The organism is Superficieibacter sp. BNK-5, assembly GCF_047456055.1.
Classification (GTDB): Bacteria; Pseudomonadota; Gammaproteobacteria; order Enterobacterales; family Enterobacteriaceae; genus Superficieibacter.
Genome location: NZ_CP179893.1, coordinates 1,510,344 through 1,530,036 on the forward strand (window position 1 = coordinate 1,510,344; position 19,693 = coordinate 1,530,036).

At 52.3% G+C, this 19,693-nt stretch carries 20 protein-coding genes; 9 read left to right on the forward strand and 11 right to left on the reverse strand.

Annotated elements, in window-relative coordinates:
* A complete protein-coding gene (locus ACMGGS_RS07265; protein ID WP_414165572.1) occupies positions 1-939 on the forward strand; it encodes a glycosyltransferase family 8 protein in 939 nt (312 codons plus the stop codon).
* 40 nt (positions 940-979) lie between these two features.
* Here the strand turns inward: ACMGGS_RS07265 and ACMGGS_RS07270 are convergent, their stop codons facing one another.
* The 6 genes from ACMGGS_RS07270 to rfaD all read right to left on the reverse strand — a co-directional run bounded on the left by ACMGGS_RS07270 (position 980) and on the right by rfaD (position 7,308).
* Positions 980-1,990, reverse strand: coding sequence for a glycosyltransferase family 8 protein (locus ACMGGS_RS07270; protein ID WP_414165573.1), 1,011 nt, complete (start codon positions 1,988-1,990; stop codon positions 980-982).
* Positions 1,991-2,136: 146 nt separating this feature from the next.
* Positions 2,137-3,120, reverse strand: a complete 984-nt coding sequence (locus ACMGGS_RS07275; protein WP_414165574.1) for a glycosyltransferase family 2 protein — start codon at positions 3,118-3,120, stop codon at positions 2,137-2,139.
* Positions 3,095-4,354 (reverse strand): O-antigen ligase family protein, encoded by a 1,260-nt coding sequence (locus tag ACMGGS_RS07280; RefSeq protein WP_414165575.1) that lies wholly within the window; start codon positions 4,352-4,354, stop codon positions 3,095-3,097. Before ACMGGS_RS07280 ends, ACMGGS_RS07275 begins: the two co-directional genes overlap by 26 nt.
* 1 nt (position 4,355) lies before the next feature.
* The gene (gene rfaC, locus ACMGGS_RS07285; RefSeq protein ID WP_414165576.1) at positions 4,356-5,321 is read right to left on the reverse strand and encodes a lipopolysaccharide heptosyltransferase RfaC; all 966 of its coding nucleotides are present in this window, start codon (positions 5,319-5,321) and stop codon (positions 4,356-4,358) included.
* Positions 5,322-5,324: 3 nt separating this feature from the next.
* Entirely contained in the window at positions 5,325-6,371 is a 1,047-nt protein-coding gene (rfaF, locus tag ACMGGS_RS07290) for an ADP-heptose--LPS heptosyltransferase RfaF (RefSeq protein WP_414165577.1), read from the reverse strand.
* A gap of 4 nt (positions 6,372-6,375) precedes the next feature.
* Positions 6,376-7,308, reverse strand: a complete 933-nt coding sequence (gene rfaD / locus ACMGGS_RS07295; protein ID WP_414165578.1) for an ADP-glyceromanno-heptose 6-epimerase — start codon at positions 7,306-7,308, stop codon at positions 6,376-6,378.
* A gap of 212 nt (positions 7,309-7,520) precedes the next feature.
* Here rfaD and kbl point away from each other — a divergent pair, with 212 nt between their 5' ends.
* Entirely contained in the window at positions 7,521-8,717 is a 1,197-nt protein-coding gene (kbl, locus tag ACMGGS_RS07300; protein WP_414165579.1) for a glycine C-acetyltransferase, read from the forward strand.
* 9 nt (positions 8,718-8,726) lie between these two features.
* The gene (gene tdh / locus ACMGGS_RS07305; RefSeq protein ID WP_414165580.1) at positions 8,727-9,752 is read left to right on the forward strand and encodes an L-threonine 3-dehydrogenase; all 1,026 of its coding nucleotides are present in this window, start codon (positions 8,727-8,729) and stop codon (positions 9,750-9,752) included.
* A gap of 140 nt (positions 9,753-9,892) precedes the next feature.
* Here the strand turns inward: tdh and ACMGGS_RS07310 are convergent, their stop codons facing one another.
* On the reverse strand, positions 9,893-10,594 hold the full coding sequence (locus ACMGGS_RS07310) for a lipopolysaccharide core heptose(II) kinase RfaY (RefSeq protein WP_414165581.1): 702 nt from the start codon (positions 10,592-10,594) through the stop codon (positions 9,893-9,895).
* A gap of 236 nt (positions 10,595-10,830) precedes the next feature.
* Between ACMGGS_RS07310 and ACMGGS_RS07315 the strand changes: the two genes are divergently transcribed.
* On the forward strand, positions 10,831-11,862 hold the full coding sequence (locus tag ACMGGS_RS07315) for a glycosyltransferase (protein WP_414166219.1): 1,032 nt from the start codon (positions 10,831-10,833) through the stop codon (positions 11,860-11,862).
* 14 nt (positions 11,863-11,876) lie between these two features.
* On the opposite strand, the gene ACMGGS_RS07320 is transcribed toward ACMGGS_RS07315, so the two are convergent.
* The 3 genes from ACMGGS_RS07320 to gpmM are packed head-to-tail and all read right to left on the reverse strand — an operon-like array spanning position 11,877 to position 15,650.
* Positions 11,877-12,818, reverse strand: a complete 942-nt coding sequence (locus ACMGGS_RS07320) for a divergent polysaccharide deacetylase family protein (protein WP_414165582.1) — start codon at positions 12,816-12,818, stop codon at positions 11,877-11,879.
* 3 nt (positions 12,819-12,821) lie between these two features.
* A complete protein-coding gene (gene envC / locus ACMGGS_RS07325) occupies positions 12,822-14,093 on the reverse strand; it encodes a murein hydrolase activator EnvC (protein ID WP_414165583.1) in 1,272 nt (423 codons plus the stop codon).
* A 9-nt stretch (positions 14,094-14,102) separates the two neighbouring features.
* Positions 14,103-15,650 (reverse strand): 2,3-bisphosphoglycerate-independent phosphoglycerate mutase, encoded by a 1,548-nt coding sequence (gene gpmM / locus ACMGGS_RS07330; RefSeq protein ID WP_414165584.1) that lies wholly within the window; start codon positions 15,648-15,650, stop codon positions 14,103-14,105.
* Between the two features lie 247 nt (positions 15,651-15,897).
* Between gpmM and ACMGGS_RS07335 the strand changes: the two genes are divergently transcribed.
* The 5 genes from ACMGGS_RS07335 (at position 15,898) to cysE (ending at position 19,073) form a co-directional block, all read left to right on the forward strand.
* Positions 15,898-16,329 (forward strand): rhodanese-like domain-containing protein, encoded by a 432-nt coding sequence (locus tag ACMGGS_RS07335; protein WP_176920036.1) that lies wholly within the window; start codon positions 15,898-15,900, stop codon positions 16,327-16,329.
* A 15-nt stretch (positions 16,330-16,344) separates the two neighbouring features.
* Positions 16,345-16,596, forward strand: coding sequence for a glutaredoxin 3 (gene grxC / locus ACMGGS_RS07340; protein WP_176920037.1), 252 nt, complete (start codon positions 16,345-16,347; stop codon positions 16,594-16,596).
* A gap of 88 nt (positions 16,597-16,684) precedes the next feature.
* Positions 16,685-17,161: a protein-export chaperone SecB gene (gene secB / locus ACMGGS_RS07345; RefSeq protein ID WP_176920038.1), complete on the forward strand. Its 477-nt coding sequence runs from the start codon at positions 16,685-16,687 to the stop codon at positions 17,159-17,161.
* Positions 17,161-18,180, forward strand: coding sequence for an NAD(P)H-dependent glycerol-3-phosphate dehydrogenase (gene gpsA, locus ACMGGS_RS07350; RefSeq protein ID WP_414165585.1), 1,020 nt, complete (start codon positions 17,161-17,163; stop codon positions 18,178-18,180). Before secB ends, gpsA begins: the two co-directional genes overlap by 1 nt.
* A 74-nt stretch (positions 18,181-18,254) precedes the next feature.
* On the forward strand, positions 18,255-19,073 hold the full coding sequence (gene cysE / locus ACMGGS_RS07355; protein WP_414165586.1) for a serine O-acetyltransferase: 819 nt from the start codon (positions 18,255-18,257) through the stop codon (positions 19,071-19,073).
* Positions 19,074-19,183: 110 nt separating this feature from the next.
* On the opposite strand, the gene trmL is transcribed toward cysE, so the two are convergent.
* Positions 19,184-19,657 (reverse strand): tRNA (uridine(34)/cytosine(34)/5-carboxymethylaminomethyluridine(34)-2'-O)-methyltransferase TrmL, encoded by a 474-nt coding sequence (gene trmL / locus ACMGGS_RS07360; protein ID WP_414165587.1) that lies wholly within the window; start codon positions 19,655-19,657, stop codon positions 19,184-19,186.
* Positions 19,658-19,693: the final 36 nt, after the last annotated feature.

Consider the following 19,693-nt stretch of genomic DNA (forward strand, 5'->3'; position numbering starts at 1 on the left):
ATGGAATCCACCATTCACGTCGTTTTTTGCTCTGACGGCAATTACATAGAATATTTAGCGACTTCTCTGGCGTCGGTTTATCATAATAACCTGACAAACGACGTGCATTTCCATGTCTTCTCTTATGATGTCAGCGAAGACCAGCTTGTTAAAGTTAGATCGCAGCCCGGTAATATTTCAGTTTATAAAATTGAAGATGCCGATCTTGAGAAATACGATGGGCAATCATCATTAGCGCATATCAATAAATCAACCTATATCCGGCTGCTGGTGCCGCGTCTGCTGCCGGAAGATGTCACCCGCTTTGTCTATCTGGATGTTGATACGCTCTGTTTTTCCTCTTTAGCTGCCCTCAGCGCGGTCGATATCGATAATACGGTCTGCGCCGTGGTGACGGATAACTCGCAAGAGATTAACCGTAAAAACAGCCAGCGTATTGGTATGACTGATGCCCGCTATTTTAATGCCGGTTTCCTCTATATTAACCGTCGCGCCTGGCTGGCACACGACGTGGAGCGCAAAACGCAGGATATCTTGCGTGAGCGTAAAGGCCAGCTGAAGTATCTCGATCAGGATGCGTTAAATATCGTTCTGGAAAATAAGGTCGTTTTCATTGATAAGAAATGGAACCTGCTTTATACGCTGCTGAATGACGAGCAGCGGCAAGATTTTATTTATCATCCTGAATCGATCCCGGTGATCATGCATTTTACCGGTGGACGTAAACCCTGGTATCGGGAGCATCGGGGGACCGGTCAACATCTCTATCTCTTTTACCGTAATTTTACCGCATGGCGCGACGCTCCACTACGCAGCTATAGCGGGCGGATGCGGACAACGGATTATCGGGTGTATGCGCGCGATGCCTTCAAAAAAGGGCAGGTGGTGGAAGGATTACGTTATTACGCAGGCTATATCAGAAAGAAATTAGCGAAATAAAAAAAGTCACTGGCGTCAAAACCAGTGGCTTTTTTTTTACTTATTTTTTCATCTTCATCCAGGTATAGGTCAGCCAGGTTTTGAAACCTTCCAAACGGTAACCCAGATATTTTTGATGGACCGATTTCTTTTTAAACTGTTTTAACGTTCTGGCGTCGTATAGCGGCTGGTCACGCCACGGCGAAATTTTATAGATTTCGCTAAAGTACTTCACGGCAGGGTAATCTTTGGCCCACTGGAACCAGGGTTTAGTGACGCCAACATAGTGAATAAACACAGTGTCATCGTTGATGATTTCTTTATAACGATCGGCCCGTTTTATTTTTGGCTCGTCATCAAAGTTATAGAAAGCATTGTACCCACGGTGGAGGAACTTCACCTTGCCTTTCACCAGAAGGTTGAGCGCGTCCTGATCGGGGAACGTTAACTTCGGTGCAAGCGCTTCGTCCGAGAAGGTGGCGATGATTTTTTCCAGAATATTGTTTTGCTGCCATGCTTTCAGGTTGATATACAACATACCGGTATTAAAGTAAGTATTAGGCTCAAAGCCAAAAACCTGCACCGCTCTTTTCTGCATCATTTCTACGTCAATGACGCCCGCGACAATATTATCTTCGATATCCAGGTTGAGCAGTGGTTCAACACTGCCCTTACAGATGATATCTGCATCCAGATATACCAGACTCTCGGCCTGTGACTGGAGATACTCACAGGTAAGGAAACGGTAATATGTTGCGTAGGCATAGCGAACGGTATAGGGGAACGCAGAAAAGCAGTCATTGTTAATGATATATAATGAAATGGTTGTTTGATAGTGAACGGCCAGCTCATTTAATTTTTTGCAGGTCTCTTCATCGCCGTAGTCAGAGAAAATATGAAAAGCTAAAGGAACGTTCTTATTATTTTCAAGTATCGATGTCACAGAAATACAAGCACCGAACAGGAAGTTTTTATCGACCCCATAAGCAATATTGAGCCGTTTAGCCGGTAACGATTCAGAGTCAATGCCGGAAAAAGTTTGTTGGCTGAGAATGGGCTGCTTACCGAACATACCTGTACCTGTAGCAAAAATATCATAGCCAATGATAACATGTTATCAAGAGGATGACTATAAGCGGTAAAGACGGCGCTTTTGTGTTCCTTCCCTGGGATGATTTTATTTTCCATTAAAATTAGCAGGTTAATGCCGATTCCCGATTACTGCCTCCTGATCCAGCGAGGCAATAGTCTGTATTTTAAGCGTGAAAAGAAAAGATCGAATTGATAAAGTTTGACTCTTAAATAAAATTTCTTATGCTTTTTATCTATATTTTTATAGAGACACGCCTCTTTCAGCCTTTCAATTAACTGCATTTCCTCGTAGCTGTAATTATAATAGCCGCGCATCTTTCTGGTTTTCTTTCTCAGCTCAATATAGCAATTCATCATTGCCATGGTGGTCAGCGACGCTGTCTCCGGATGCTCTTTCACGCTGGTAATAAATTTATTCAACGCATGCGACATATCCATGATATCATTTTCCTGATGCGTTTCGGTGACACTCAGTCTATTCTTGCGATAATAATACAGGATGCTGTTTATTTTACAGAGTGTCTTACTTTTCAAATATTGAAAAGGAGTAAAGGAGACATCTTCAAAATAGGAAAGATGCTCAGGAAAACGATCCTCTCCGATAATGTCTTTTCTAAAAATACGACGCCATACTTGCCAGTGAGAGGCTTTGAATGTTTTTTGGATAATCTCTGCGTAGCGGGTATCTAATTTATAGGGCAAATCATTTTTTTGTTCAGCTATAAACGTATCGAGATCGCGAGTGCTTTCATAAGCAATAATGTCGTACTGCTGCTTTTCCAAGACCGGCATTATGACGCTAAAGAAATTCTTGCTGTACAGGTCGTCTCCATCGATAAACGCGAGGTAGTCTCCCTGGCTTAGCTCAATGCCCCGATTTCGTGCAACGGAGACGCCATTTTTAGGCTGGTAATAGTAACGTATGTTATTATATTTATGAGTCAGATCGCGGATAATTTGATCCGACTCATCTGTTGAACCATCGTTTATCACAAGTAGTTCACAATTATGCGGCATATTATTTATAACAGACATAATGGCATCTGACGCCAGTACGCCATTGTTATGTGTCGCCATAATTATGCTAAGAACAGGCTTTTCGTTCATCATTAACTTTATTCTGTTGTAATAATATACAAAGTGCGATACACGACGTTGCAACAATGGGCATTTCCCTTGAATAGAGCAAAACATCGGAAAGGCCGAACAACATGATTGCAAGTGTCACAACAAAAAGCGATGTATTTTTATGTCTTATTGAGTAATAAATAAGCGTTATATAGAACAAAATCAGTAGTAACGTACCAACAATACCTTTTAATGAAAGGGTTTCGATGAGTTCATTATGCAAATGGACATTCAGGTAAGGTGCTGCACCTGACAGATTAGGGTGTGCCTGTATCATGGCAGTGATAGCGTTTTGACGTTCTTCGATGGATTGCCCGATCAGATTAAATCTCATCGTTTCTAACCCCACCTGATACATAGCGAGGCGCGCACCGACAGAAGTATTACTATTATTATTTTGATAGCTGGTAATATCGCTCATTAAATTTTGTGTACGCTGCTGGAGCACATCTTTCATTACCACGCCGCACACTACCAACAGGACAAAAAAGAGCGCCGCACGTTTCAGCAGTTTTTTTCTGGAGTGAGAATAATTTGCTAACAACATCAGCAGGATAACAACTGGATATGTCAGCATTGCCGCCCGGGTTTCGTTTAATGCCAGAGTGACTAAAACGCATAACGAAACTAACGCCAATATCAGCGGATAAAGCCTTGGCTTTAGCTGGATGAGCCAGGCGCTGCATACTATACCGATGAGCGCAACGGCATAGCCTGCGGTAGTAGCGACTTTAAAGGCCAGCATAATTCTGGGTAGCTGATGATGCGCTTCTTCTACTCCCGCATAGATCACTACTGCAATAAGCATTACCGACAGGCAAGGTAAGATAAAACGTTTCATACTTTGCGTGATCAAACTGAATGCCACAACGACAAAGGCACCCGAGATGAGCATACGTGCTGCGTATAAATAAGCGCGATACGTTCCTGAAAAAACGGTCTTCTCCGGCTTGAAAAGCTCCAGCCACAGAACATTATAAATACCTATCAGGAAAATAACGCCAGCCAGCATCAGAAGCGCTTTTTTTGAAGAGAGGTACTTCCTTTCAGTAACGATAAAAATCAGGGAAACCAACGCGGTGACGCTAAATAATTTTGCGGCCACATCAACATTCACCAACAGAAGCGAAAAAAGGGTTGCCAGTAAGCTTGCACACAGCGTCCATTCACATGCTTTTTTTGCCAGTGGAGAAAAGGTCAATCCCTTTAAGGTCATCTTATACACTCAGGTTAGTTAAATGCTCAAAAACCATCTCAGGTGAAATCTCACCAGTCTCCTGACCCGGAGACTTCAACGCCAGCTGATTTTTGCCATAGCCGCCAATCAACCCCGGATCGGTCGGGCCATAAAGCGTGATGTTAGGACGATCGAGCGCTGCCGTCAGGTGACTCAGGCCAGTATCGACCGAGACCACAAATTTTGCCCCTGCGAGCATCCGCGCAATTTCTTCCAGACTCATGCGTGGCAATACGTCCACATAGTCAAATCCTTCCGCCAGCCTCTTCGCTCTCGCTTCCTCATGAGGCGCACCCCAGGGTAGTTTGATGCGTATGTCTGCATCACGCAATAAGCTAATTAACTGACGCCAGTGATCTTCTTGCCAGTGCTTATCATCGCGCGTCGTTGCATGTAAAAATACCGCATAACACGCATTATCGGCCTTCAGATTAGTCGAAAAGTGGCGTGCAATCGCGTAATCGCCTTGCGTTTGCGGTTGACTATATCCAAGACTTTTGGCAAACAGTTCACGCGTGCGCTCTACCGCATGCTGCTGTTTGGCAATAAAGTGTCGGCGGTTATAAAAGAGGCTTGCCAGCGGTTCGCGGGCGCTTTTCCAGTCCATACCGTGCTTCACGCCATGAGCCAGGCGGGTGACCAGCGCTGCGCTTTTCACCAGCCCTTGTGCATCAATGATCGCATCATAGTGCACTTCACGTAAACGGCGAGAAAACGCGGCGCGTTCAGCTTTTATGGCTGCGGAAAACCAGGCTTTGCGCCAGCGGCGGATCGCCACGGGCAATACGCGGTCGACCGTTTCATGCCAGGAAGGAATTTGTGCGAATCCTTCTTCAACCACCCAGTCAAAGCGAATGCCGGGCAGGGCATACATGGCGTCGGTGAGGGCAGGAAGCGTATGCAGGACATCACCCATTGATGAGGTTTTTACGATTAACACCCGCATCCGTCAGGCATCCTCATCAAGCAGTAGCGCATTAAGTTCATCCAGTACGCGTTGTGGCGTGATATCGATCAGGCTCTGGTGATAGCCTTCGGCGGCGTCGCCTTTACGTACCTTGTGGTAGCCTTCAATCAGGCGAATGACGCGCGCCTTATGAGAGAGCGGCGGCGTAAAGTCCGGGCTGCTGGGGCCGTACAGGGCGATCAGTGGACGGTTAAGCGCGGCGGCCACGTGCATCAATCCCGAGTCGTTGCTGACCACGGCTTTGCAGGCCGCAATCAGGATCACGGCTTGTTCGAGCTGGGTTTCGCCCGCCAGGTTACGGCACCACGCCTGTTGTTCAATGCTTAAGGTGGCAAGGATTTCATTGCCCGCATCGTGATCTTTCGCCGAGCCGAACAGGACTACCTGATACCCTTCATCAATGAGCTGTTTTGCCAGCTCTGCGTAGTGATAGTGCGGCCAGCGTTTGGCCGGGCCAAATTCCGCGCCGGGACAAAAGCCGATCAGCGGACGTTCTGTCGATAATGTAAACGCCTCGCAGGTCGCTGATTTCTCTTCATCGCTGACCTGAAGCGCAGGCCACAAAAGCGGCTGCGGCAGATCCTTCGCACTGGTCATCGTGCCTTTGTCATACGCCAGCGCCACATAACGCTCAACCATCAGTGGCCAGGCCTCTTTATCCAGAACACGTGCATCGTTAAGCAGGCCGTAGCGCATCTCGCCGCGCCAGCCGCTGCGAAGCGGAATACCGGCAAAAAACGGCACCAGCGCGGATTTAAACGAGTTCGGCAGGACGTAAGCGCGATCGTAATGGCGGTCGCGTAAACTGCGGCCCAGCTTGCGGCGCGCGCCGATCTCCAGCGCGCCGTGACCCAGCGGCATGGGGATTGCCTCATTCACTTCCGGCATGCGCGACAGCAGCGGACGGCACCACGCGGGCGCCATCACATCAATAATGGCCTGGGGATAGCGCGCCCGGAGCGTGCGGTAAAGACTTTGCGACATCATCATGTCGCCCACCCAGGACGGGCCAATCACCAGTATTTTCATAGGATTATGCGTCGCGGTTCAGCCAGGCCATATATTCCGTCACGCCTTCAGCGACGGTTTTGAACGGCTTGTCGTAGCCCGCAGCACGCAGATTTGTGAGATCCGCCTGCGTAAACGCCTGATAGCGGCCTTTCAGTTTTTCCGGGAACGGGATGTATTCGATGCTGCCTTGTTTGTGGAAGGCCAGCGTCGCATCCGCGACGGCCTGGAAAGATTCCGCGCGCCCGGTGCCCAGGTTAAAGATGCCGGATACGCCGTTTTCCAGGAACCACAGGTTCACCGCCGCAACGTCACCCACATAGACGAAATCACGCTTAAAGCCGTCGCTGCCTTCAAACAGTTTCGGACTTTCGCCATTGTTCAGTTGGGTATTGAGATGGAAAGCGACGCTCGCCATGCTGCCTTTATGTCCTTCGCGCGGACCATAGACGTTGAAATAGCGGAAGCCGACAATCTGCGAGTTCGCTTCCGGCAGGATCTGACGCACATATTCATCAAACAGGAATTTAGAGTAGCCATAGACGTTCAATGGCTTTTCGTACTCGCGCGATTCAATAAAGTCGGAGGTGCGTCCGCCGTAGGTGGCAGCCGAAGAGGCATACAGGAACGGAATTTCGTGCTCCAGGCAATAGTGCAACAACTCCTTGGAGTATTGATAGTTGTTATCCATCATATACTTGCCGTCCCACTCGGTGGTGGAAGAACACGCACCTTCATGGAAAATGGCATCGATATCGTCGAACTCTTCGCCCGCCATGATTTGAACAAGGAAGTCTTCTTTATCCATATAATCAGCGATGTTGAGGTCGACCAGGTTGGCAAACTTGGTGCCATCTTTCAGGTTATCAACCACCAGGATGTCGGTAATGCCTTTATCATTCAGGGCTTTAACGATGTTACTACCGATAAAACCCGCGCCGCCAGTCACAATGATCATACGTTAACCTTTGAAATAGTGGGTACTGAGACCGTCTCAGATACGAATGTCTTTATCATACCATCACAACGACCAGTCTTCAGCTTTCACCGACAGCCACCTGTATACACGTGATTTATGCTGCAAAAATCGCATCTGCTAATGCGTCATCTCGTATCAACGTATAGCTTTGGGTAATATGTACCAACTTTTATCGAATCGGGAGAGTGGTTATGCGTGGGGACTTTTATAAGCAGTTAAGTGGCGATCTGGAAACGGCGCGGGCGGAAGGGTTATTTAAGGAAGAACGGATCATTACTTCTGCTCAGCAGGCGGATATCACCGTCGGCGACGGCAGCCACGTTATTAACTTCTGCGCCAATAACTATCTTGGCCTTGCTAACCATCCTGAACTGATCGCCGCTGCCAAAGCGGGCATGGACTCTCACGGGTTTGGTATGGCATCGGTGCGCTTTATCTGCGGTACGCAGGACAGCCACAAAGTGCTGGAGAAAAAACTGGCCGACTTCCTCGGCATAGAAGATGCAATCCTCTACTCCTCCTGCTTTGATGCCAACGGCGGCCTGTTTGAAACTTTGCTCGGGGCGGAAGATGCCATTATTTCCGACGCGCTGAATCATGCCTCAATCATTGACGGCGTGCGCCTGTGCAAAGCGAAGCGTTTTCGCTATGCCAACAACGATATGCAGGAGCTGGAAGCCCGCCTCAAAGAGGCGCGTGAAGCCGGGGCGCGTCATGTGCTGATCGCCACCGACGGCGTCTTTTCCATGGACGGTGTGATCGCCAACCTCAAAGGCGTCTGCGATCTGGCGGATAAATATGACGCCCTGGTGATGGTGGATGACTCCCACGCAGTCGGCTTTGTCGGCGCGAACGGTCGCGGTACGCACGAGTATTGTGAGGTAATGGGCCGCGTGGACATCATCACCGGTACGCTGGGCAAGGCGCTTGGCGGCGCATCCGGCGGCTATACGGCGGCGCGTAAGGAAGTGGTTGAGTGGCTGCGTCAGCGTTCTCGCCCGTATCTGTTCTCCAACTCCCTGGCCCCGGCCATTGTTTCCGCCTCAATTAAAGTACTGGAAATGCTGGCCTCCGGCGCGGAGTTGCGTGAGCGCCTGTGGGCCAATGCCCGGCAGTTCCGCGAGCAGATGTCGGCGGCGGGCTTTACGCTGGCCGGGGCCGATCATGCGATTATTCCTGTGATGCTTGGCGACGCCACGGTGGCGCAGAACTTTGCCCGCGAGCTGCAAAAAGAAGGGATTTACGTCACCGGTTTCTTCTATCCGGTGGTGCCAAAAGGGCAGGCGCGTATTCGCACCCAAATGTCGGCGGCGCATACCCCTGAACAAATTGAACGTGCGGTGGCAGCCTTTACCCGCATCGGTAAACAACTGGGCGTGATTGCCTGAGGATCTTAGATGAAAGCGTTAGCGAAACTGAAAGCGGAAGAAGGCATCTGGATGACCGACGTTCCAAAACCGGACGTCGGGCATAACGATCTGCTGATCAAAATCCGTAAAACCGCTATCTGTGGCACCGATGTGCATATCTATAACTGGGACGAGTGGTCGCAAAAGACTATCCCGGTGCCGATGGTCGTCGGCCATGAATATGTGGGTGAAGTGGTCGGTATTGGTCAGGAAGTAAAAGGCTTTAAAATTGGCGATCGCGTGTCGGGCGAAGGTCATATCACCTGCGGCTACTGCCGTAACTGCCGCGGTGGGCGCACGCATCTGTGTCGCAATACCGTGGGCGTGGGGGTTAACCGTCCAGGCTGCTTCGCGGAATATCTGGTGATCCCGGCTTTCAACGCTTTCAAAATTCCCGACAATATTTCCGACGATCTGGCGTCTATCTTCGATCCGTTCGGCAACGCGGTTCACACGGCGCTGTCGTTCGATCTGGTCGGTGAAGATGTGCTGGTCTCCGGCGCGGGTCCGATTGGCATTATGGCCGCTGCGGTGGCGAAACACGTCGGCGCACGTAACGTTGTTATCACCGATGTGAATGAATACCGCCTTGAGCTGGCGCGCAAAATGGGCGTGACCCGTGCGGTTGATGTCTCTAAAGAAAGCCTGACCGAAGTGATGACTGAGCTGGGCATGACCGAAGGCTTTGACGTGGGGCTGGAGATGTCCGGCGCGCCGCCCGCGTTTCGTTCCATGCTTGATACCATGAACCACGGCGGACGTATCGCCATGCTGGGCATTCCACCGTCGGATATGTCGATTGACTGGAATAAGGTGATTTTTAAAGGATTGTTTATCAAGGGCATCTATGGACGCGAGATGTTCGAAACGTGGTACAAAATGGCGGCGCTGATCCAGTCTGGTCTGGACCTGTCACCTATTATTACTCACCGTTTCCCGATTGATGCGTTCCAGCAGGGCTTTGACGAGATGCGTTCCGGTCGGTCCGGGAAAGTGATCCTGAGCTGGGATTAAGGTCCGGTGATTTCCCCGGTGGCGCTACGCTTACCGGGGCTACGGTTTGTTGTTAAACGTGGGCCGGAAACGATGTGCCATCGGCGGTAGGCCGGATAAGGCGAAGCCGCCATCCGGCATTTTATGGGGTGGAGCTGACGTCAGGCGTGAGAGCTAACTTTGCCCCGCAACCTGCGTGAAAGCTTTCGAAAATCCTCTTTCAGCCTGATCAGGCGATACACCGCGCCGTGACCTTCTACCTCGAGATGGTATTTTTTCCGCAGCGTTAAAATATCGTTCGCCTGGCACACTCGCATACTGCCCCGGCAGGAGAGGTCAATAATCTTCAACTCCCCCTCCGGGGTGCGGATAAAATTCCCGGCATGGATATCATTGGATGCCAACCCTGCGCGGTGCAGCGCCAGAATACACTGCTTAATCTCCTCGCGATTCGAATCATCAATCACCTTCAACGGCGTCCCTTCGACATACTCATGAAGGGTAAAGACGTTTTCACATTCGCGGCCGACCATTTTCTCCGCCACATAATAGAGATCGGCCGTCCCGGTATAACCCTGGGTTATCGCGCGGTCGGTGGCGTAAATCAGCTTTGAGAAAAAAGGCCCGGAGAGATAATTCTGCAGCCGTTTCTCAAGCCGCTTATCTTTTTCCCGATCGTTTTTGACGATGTATTTTTTACCCTCGTATTCCACAACCGCAACGGTTCTGTCCTCATTACCACTACCCAATGATACCGACGGCAACTCGCCGGCCAGATATTTTTTTACTATCTCGCCAAAACGGACGCCTGTGTCCTTCTCATAAATGGTGAAGCCGTTTTCTTTACTGGTAACGATGGGCATAACACTTCCGGTTGGGTGGTTACATGTAAGAGTAATGATTATCCGACGCATTATACCCTAACCCTAAACGAGCTGGTGTCGTCAAAACTTAACAATAAGTGATTATTCTTAATCTGGATTTATTTTCAATTTGAAAATCAACGGGATAAACAAAGCGCGTCGGGCCTTAAGTCTTTCTTAAGGAATAGCGCGTAAAACGTAACCGCATATCCATTATTAAGCAGGTAATTACTATGATGATTCGCTCAGGCAAACTCAGCGTCATTATCCCTCTCTATAACGCAGGCCAGGCTTTCGCCGCCTGCATGGAGTCGCTGGTGGCTCAGAGCTGGAGCGCTCTGGAAATTATTATTGTTAATGATGGTTCAACGGACTGTTCCGTCGATATTGCGCAGCATTATGCAGATAAATATCCGCATATCCAGTTGATTACGCAGGCGAATGCCGGTGCGTCCGTCGCGCGTAATCGCGGCATGGAAGCGGCGACAGGGGAGTATGTTGCTTTTGTTGATGCCGACGATCTGACCTATTCCAGGATGTATGAAACGCTGATGACCATGGCGTTGCGGGATAATCTCGACGTCGCGCAGTGCAACGCCGACTGGTGCGACAGCGCGACCGGTGATTGCTGGCAGTCGATCCCGCTTGATCGTCTGCGTTCAACCGAGGTACTGAGCGGCCCGGACTGGCTGCGTATGGCGCTGGCCTCTCGCCGCTGGACGCACGTGGTATGGATGGGCGTGTATCGCCGTCAGATGCTTGAAGATTGTGGCCTGACTTTCGTACCGGGTCTGCATCATCAGGATATTTTATGGTCCACTGAGTGCATGTTTAACGCCCGTCGCGTGCGCTATACGGAAGAATGTTTGTATAAATACTTCCTGCACGACGCCTCGGTAAGCCGCCTCAAGCGTCAGGGGCAAAAAAACCTGGCCTATCAGCGTCACTATATGAAGATCACTCGCCTGCTGGAAAAGCTGAACCGCGACTACGCCGGGAAAATCACTATCCATCCTGAATTCCATCAGCAAATCGTTTACGAAGCGTTGCGGGTGTGCCATTCGGTACGCAAAGAGCGCGATCCGATGATCCGCCAGCGCATGATCGCCGAGATTTTTACCTCCGGCATGTATAAGCGGATGGTGACGAACGTGCGTAGCCCGAAACTGGCGTATCAGGCGCTGTTATGGTCGGCGCGGCTGTGGAAGTGGCGTGACCGCAAGCTATGCATCCGGCGTCTCGCTCGCGAGGCGGTTAACCTGCGCTAAGCGGACGCCATCCGTTATTTTTGCTGGTTCCAGCCCTGCCACTGGTGCTGAAAATATTGCACCAGGGTGCTCTGACTGATGCTCTCGCTCAGTACGCTGAAGAAGCGGGTGGCGTAAACCGGCTCGGTTTTTTGCTTCGGCTTGCAAAGTTTTACGCCGCGGAACGGATTGCGCGGCGCATCCGGCGTACTGGTTTTCGGCGGTTTTGTATTCGGGGTCGAGGTATCAATCTGCGGCTCGTTAAGTAAATCGCTCGGACGCACCAGGGTAATATCTGACGGCAGGCTATAGACCATTTGTTGCAACACGCGCACGGTGGTCGGATGCGGATGCCCGATAGCAATCGCCGAACCATTACGCCGCGCCAGCTCAACCGCACGCGTAAACTGGGCGCGAATATCCGCCTCCCGCTGCGTGTCATCCAGAAAAACCCTGCGCTTAATCACTTTTACGCCCGTGCCGCTGGCCGCGCGCATCGACTGGCTGTTGCCAATCGTCATGCTGTCGAGAAAATAGAGATTATAATGGCTCAGCGCCTGCATCACTTTCTGCATGCCGAACAGGCTGGAGGTCATGGCACTACCCATATGGTTATTCAGTCCCACCGCATAGGGGACGTCATTTACCGCCTCACGCACGATGCGCTCAATTTCAGCGCTACTCATTTCGGGGCGCAGGGTATCTTTTTCCAGCGGCTGTTTGCTTAACGGTGCCATTGGCAGGTGAATTAACACTTCATGACCGTTATTGTGCGCTTTGGTCGCCATCTCACGGGCGTGCGGCGCGTTGGGTAACACGGCAACGCTGATGGTAGGGGGGAGGGCCAGCACCTGATTTTCAGTCTGCGGGCGATAGCCAAAATCATCAATCACAATGGCGAGTTTACCTGCGTAAACCGGTGCGATAACGGCTAACATTCCGGCGGTACAAACAACAATTCGACGAAATTGAAGCAAAACTTATCTTCCCAACCACGGCTGTGGATTGACCGCCTGACCCTGGCGGCGAATTTCGAAATAGAGCGACGGTCTGCCCTGACCGCCGCTATTGCCCACAAGTGCAATCGCCTGACCTGCGCGCACCTGGGTTCCCACGCTAACCAGCGCGCTCTGATTATAGCCATAAAGGCTCATATCGCCTTTCCCGTGATCCACCACCACCACCAGACCGTAGCCCTGCAGCCAGTCGGCGAGGATCACCCGGCCATCGGCGATGGCTTTAACCTCGGAACCTTCAGACGCGCCGATAACCATGCCTTTCCAGCGTAGCTCGCCCTGGAGCTGCTCGCCATAACGATGCAGGGTTGCCCCGCGAACCGGCCAGTAGGCCTGACCGCGCGGCGCGCCCAGCCCGCCTGTTCGGGACATCAGTGAACGTTCGCTTTCGGTCGGTTTATAGGTGGAGCCTTTCCGGGACGCTTCCTGCTGCTTGTCGCGTACCGCCTGCGCTTCGCGGGCTTCCTGCTCGGCACGGGCTTTAGCTGCCGCAGCGGCACGAGCGATACTGTTACGCAGGCGTGATTCGTTAGCGCGCATTTCGCTTAGTTGCTGCTGGCCCTGCTGAATAGAGGACTCCAGACCGGCCAGGGTCTTTTTACGCTCGTTGCGCGCCTGCTCCAGCTTCGCCTGCTGCGCCCGCTGTTCATAGAGCAGCGTCTGCTGCTGGCTTTGTTTCTCTTCCAGCTCGGCTTTCTGCGCATCGACCTCGGCACGGGTCTGCTTGAGCTGTGCAATGGTTTCCTGACGCGCCTGATTAAGATAGCCGAAATAGGCCTGTAAACGCTGTCCGCGCTGGCCTTCTTCACCGCTCAACACAAACTGAAGGCCAGAATGTTCGCCCTGACGAAAGGCGGCATCCAGCTGTGCAGCAAGATTACGCTCCTGCGCCGCGCGCTGCTGTTCGAGGCGGGCAATGGAGGCGTTCATGTCGGCGATCTGTTTATTTAACTGGGTAAGGCTGTTTTCGGTTTCTCGCAGCTTACGCGCGGCGGCGGCGATGGCCTCTTCCTGCTGCTTGAGAAGGTTAAGCAGACCAGCGCGCTGCTGCTGCTGTTTTTGTACCGCACGCTGTTTAGCGGCGATATCAGCCTGAATGCTCTTCAGCTGATCGCGCTCATCGGCGTGGGCGGGAATGGCGCACAGCAATACGCCAGCGCTAAGTGCGCTGGCGTAAAGTACGGATCTGACTGCCGTCGCGATCCGTTTGTTTGAAAAAATCACCGTTCCCCTCATGGGGAGGGATTATTCCACGATGAACAGCGGCTTACCAGTCATCTGTTGCGGGATTTCCATCCCCATCAGGGTCAGCATGGTCGGCGCGATGTCAGAAAGCTTGCCGCCCTCTACTGCCGTTACGGTTTTGTCGCCGACATAAATTAGCGGAACCGGCAGGTTGGTGTGGGCAGTATGCGCCTGGCCCGTGGACGGATCGCGCATCTGCTCGGCGTTGCCGTGGTCGGCGGTGATCAGCAGTTGTCCACCAACGGACTCAACGGCTTTCGTCACCTGCTCAACACAGTGATCCAGCGCTTCAACCGCCTTGATTGCGGCTTCCATCACGCCGGTATGGCCGACCATATCACCGTTCGGGTAGTTACAGATGATGGTGTCATACTTACCGCTTTCGATGGCGGCAACCAGTTTTTCGGTCAGCTCGGCAGAACTCATTTCCGGTTGCAGATCGTAGGTTGCTACTTTCGGTGAGTTGATCAGAATGCGTTCTTCACCTTTAAACGGCTCTTCTACGCCGCCGTTAAAGAAGAAGGTCACGTGCGCATATTTCTCGGTTTCGGAGATGCGCAACTGGGTCTTGTCATTCTTTGCCATCCACTCGCCATAGGTGTTTTCCAGCGAAGACGGCGGATAAGCGACGGCGGTTTTGATATCGGCGGCATATTCCGTCAGCATGACGAAATCACCGAGCTTAATTTCTTTCTTACGGGCAAAACCGTCGAAATCGGCGTTAACAAACGCGCGGGTGATTTCACGGGCACGGTCGGCGCGGAAGTTCATGAAAATCAGCGCGTCGCCGTCTTCCATTGCGGCATCGGCCTGGCCTTCAGCGCGGATCACCGTGGCTTTAACGAACTCGTCGTTCTCATCACGCGCATAGGCAGCCTGCAAACCGGCAACAGCGGTATCCGCCTGGAAATCGCCTTTGGCCTGCGTCAGCAGGTCATACGCCTGCTCTACGCGATCCCAACGGTTGTCGCGATCCATCGCGTAATAACGGCCAATGATTGACGCCACGCGACCTTTGCCCAGTGCGGCAAATTTGTCTTCGAAGGTTTTCAGGGAGCCTTCAGCGCTGCGCGGCGGAGTGTCGCGACCGTCGAGGAACGCATGCAGATAGATTTTTTCCGCGCCGCGTTCAGCCGCCAGTTCTACCATCGCCAGGATGTGATCTTCATGGCTGTGAACGCCGCCGGCGGAGAGCAGGCCCATGATGTGTACGGCTTTGCCTGCGGCGGCGGCTTTTTCTACTGCCGCCGTCAGCACAGGGTTAGCGAAGAAGGTGCGTTCTTTAATTTCGACGTCCAGACGGGTCAGGTCCTGATACACAATGCGGCCTGCGCCAAGGTTCACGTGACCCACTTCGGAGTTGCCCATCTGGCGATCCGGCAGACCGACTTCCAGCCCTGAGGCGTCGATCAGCGTATGCGGACGTTTTGCCCACAGGGCGTCCATTACCGGCGTTTTTGCAGCGGAAATGGCGTTATCCTGTTTATCTTCGCGATAGCCATAGCCATCCAGAATCACCAGTACCATTGGTTTTTTAGAAATCGACATTGCGACAACCTCATGCTCATGAGCCAAAAAAATTTGCCTAATATTACTTCAACTGAATCGATTAAATAGCCGCAGAAGATCAAAGAAAGCGGCTGCGTTGGGTGCAGATTTACCCATATGCGACAATTTTTTTCGCGGCGCGCCGCAGAAAATGCATAACATCGCGCTGGCTGGCTGTATTTGCCACACTGCACAGGTATACTCCTTCCCTGGTTTTTCAATCACTACGTCGGGAGTTGTTACCCCCATGCAAGAAATTATGCAATTTGTTAGCCGTCACCCCATACTTTGTCTCGCGTGGGTGGCATTGCTGGTGGCCGTACTGTTCACCACCTTTAAAGGTCTCACGTCTAAAGTGAAGGTCATTACGCGCGGTGAAGCGACTCGTCTTATCAATAAAGAAGATGCCGTTGTGGTCGATCTGCGCCAGCGCGACGACTTCCGTAAAGGGCACATTGCCGGTTCCGTTAACGTACTGCCTGCCGAAATCAAAGCGAATAACGTCGGCGAGCTTGATAAACACAAAGACAAACCCATTATTGTTGTTGATGGTACAGGTGTTCAGGCTCAGGAATCTGCCAATGCGCTGATCAAAGCCGGATACGAGAAAGTCTTCGTACTGAAAGAAGGCGTTGCTGGCTGGAGCGGTGAGAACCTGCCTCTGGTTCGCGGTAAATAACCCGGAGAGACGATTATGGCCAATATTGAGATCTACACCAAAGCAACCTGCCCGTTTTGCCATCGTGCAAAAGCGCTGCTGAACAGCAAAGGCGTGACGTTTGAAGAGCTGCCGATTGACGGCGATGCGCACAAACGCGATGAGATGATCCAACGCAGTGGCCGCACGACCGTCCCACAGATTTTTATTGATGCGCAGCACATTGGCGGCTGCGACGACTTGTATGCGCTGGACGCACGTGGTGGACTGGATCCTCTGCTGCGCTAAGGCATACAAAACATCATTCAGGATGGCATCAGGGATGCAACCGGAAGGATGACGTATATTTTAAGGACAACACTAAAGGGTTTTTCACATGTCAGAACAAAATAATACTGAGATGGCTTTTCAGATCCAGCGTATCTACACCAAAGACATCTCTTTCGAAGCGCCTAACGCGCCGCACGTTTTTCAGAAAGACTGGCAGCCGGAAGTTAAACTGGATCTGGATACCGCGTCCAGCCAGCTGGCTGAAGGTGTTTACGAAGTAGTACTGCGTGTAACCGTGACCGCCTCCCTTGGCGAAGAGACCGCGTTCCTGTGCGAAGTTCAGCAGGGCGGTATTTTCTCCGTTGAAGGCATTGAAGGCACTCAGATGGCGCATTGCCTTGGCGCATACTGCCCGAACATTCTGTTCCCGTATGCCCGCGAATGCATCACCAGCCTGGTTTCACGCGGTACGTTCCCGCAACTGAACCTCGCGCCGGTTAACTTCGATGCGCTGTTTATGAACTATTTGCAGCAGCAGGCTGGCGAAGGCGGCGAAGGTACTGAAGAACATCAGGATGCCTGATGAGCGAAAGTAATGCGTCAATGACAGTGATCGGTGCCGGCTCTTACGGCACCGCTCTTGCCATCACTCTGGCAAGAAACGGCCACCAGGTTGTCCTGTGGGGCCACGATCCCAAACATATCGCGACGCTTGAGCACGATCGCTGCAACGTCGCGTTCCTTCCTGATGTCCCTTTCCCGGATACGCTGCGCCTTGAGAGCGATTTAGCGACCGCGCTGGCCGCCAGCCGTAATATCCTGGTGGTGGTGCCGAGTCATGTGTTTGGCGAAGTGCTGCGCCAGATTAAGCCGCTGATGCGTGCCGATGCACGGCTGGTATGGGCGACCAAAGGGCTTGAAGCGGAAACCGGACGCCTGTTGCAGGATGTCGCCCGTGAAGCGCTGGGAGATGATATCCCGCTGGCGGTGATCTCCGGCCCGACCTTTGCTAAAGAGCTGGCGGCAGGCTTACCGACAGCGATCTCGCTGGCGGCGACAGATACCGCCTTTGCGGACGATCTCCAGCAGCTTTTACACTGCGGCAAAAGTTTTCGCGTCTACAGCAACCCGGATTTTATCGGCGTGCAATTGGGCGGGGCGGTGAAAAACGTCATTGCCATCGGCGCGGGCATGTCGGACGGTATTGGTTTTGGCGCTAACGCCCGCACCGCTTTAATTACCCGCGGCCTGACGGAAATGTCGCGTCTGGGGGCTGCGCTGGGTGCCGATCCGTCCACCTTTATGGGCATGGCGGGTCTGGGCGATCTGGTGCTGACCTGTACCGACAACCAGTCGCGTAACCGTCGTTTTGGCATGATGCTCGGTCAGGGCATGGATGTACAGGGCGCGCAGGATAAAATCGGCCAGGTGGTTGAAGGTTATCGCAATACCAAAGAAGTGCGCGCGCTGGCGCATCGCTTCGGGGTGGAAATGCCAATAACTGAGGAAATTTATCAGGTATTGTATTGCGGAAAAAATGCGCGCGAGGCAGCATTGACCTTATTGGGTCGTTCGCGCAAGGACGAGCGCAGCAGCAGCTAGTCGTAAGGAATACTGTTATCTCAGATACGGTCAGCAGAGAACTGGCCGATCGTCTATATCCGCTGGAGTCAGCAATGCCGTGTGAAGAACTGGATATCGTCTGGAACAATATTAAATCCGAAGCAAGAGCGCTGGCCGATTGCGAGCCAATGCTGGCCAGCTTTTATCACGCGACGTTACTGAAGCATGAAAATCTTGGCAGTGCATTAAGCTATATGCTGGCGAATAAACTGGCCTCGCCGATCATGCCTGCCATCGCCATCCGTGAAGTAGTGGAAGAGGCATATGCAGCGGACCCGGAGATGATTGCCTCTGCCGCCTGCGATATCCAGGCTGTCCGCACCCGCGATCCGGCGGTGGATAAATACTCCACGCCGTTGCTCTATCTCAAAGGCTTCCACGCGCTCCAGGCCTACCGCATCGGCCACTGGCTGTGGCATCAGGGCCGTCAGGCGCTGGCTATTTTCCTGCAAAATCAGGTGTCGGTTTCTTTCCAGGTGGATATTCATCCGGCGGCAATGATTGGTCATGGGATCATGCTCGATCACGCCACCGGCATTGTGGTGGGTGAGACGGCAGTGATTGAAAACGATGTCTCTATTCTGCAATCGGTCACGTTAGGCGGGACCGGTAAAACCAGCGGCGACCGCCACCCGAAGATCCGCGAAGGTGTGATGATTGGCGCGGGCGCGAAAATCCTCGGTAACATTGAAGTGGGACGCGGCGCGAAGATTGGCGCTGGTTCAGTGGTATTACAGCCTGTTCCGCCGCATACCACCGTCGCCGGCGTCCCGGCGCGCATCGTCGGTAAACCGGAATCGGATAAACCGGCCATGGATATGGACCAGCATTTCAGCGCGCATAACGGGTTTGAGTACGGGGACGGGATTTAACGCCCGCCTTCCTGCGCAGGTTGCCCGGTGGCGCTACGCTTACCGGGCCTACGGTATGTGGACTGTATGGCACTTCTGTAGGTCGGGCAAACGCAGCACCCTGGCCAATATCAGGTTCTTAACACCGCGCCCGGATACCCCAGCTGTCGCCAGGCTTCATACACCACCACCGACACCGCGTTCGACAAATTCATGCTGCGGCTGTCCGGCATCATCGGAATACGAATTTTTTGCTCCGCCGGTAAGGCATCAAGAATGCTGGCAGGCAGGCCGCGCGTTTCCGGGCCGAACATCAGATAATCCCCGTCCTGATAGCTTACCGCGCTGTGCGCCGGCGTGCCCTTAGTGGTTAACGCGAACAGGCGCTGCGGCTTTTGTGCTTCAGCAAAGGCGGTATAATCGTGATGTCGCGTGACGGCGGTAAATTCATGGTAATCCAGCCCGGCGCGACGCAGGCGCTTATCGTCCCAGGCAAAGCCCATTGGCTCAATGATGTGCAGACGAAAGCCGGTATTGGCGCATAAACGGATGATGTTTCCCGTATTCGGCGGGATTTCCGGTTCGAATAAAACGATATTCAGCATACTGCCCCCTTAAATTGCGGGGGCAGAATAGCAGAT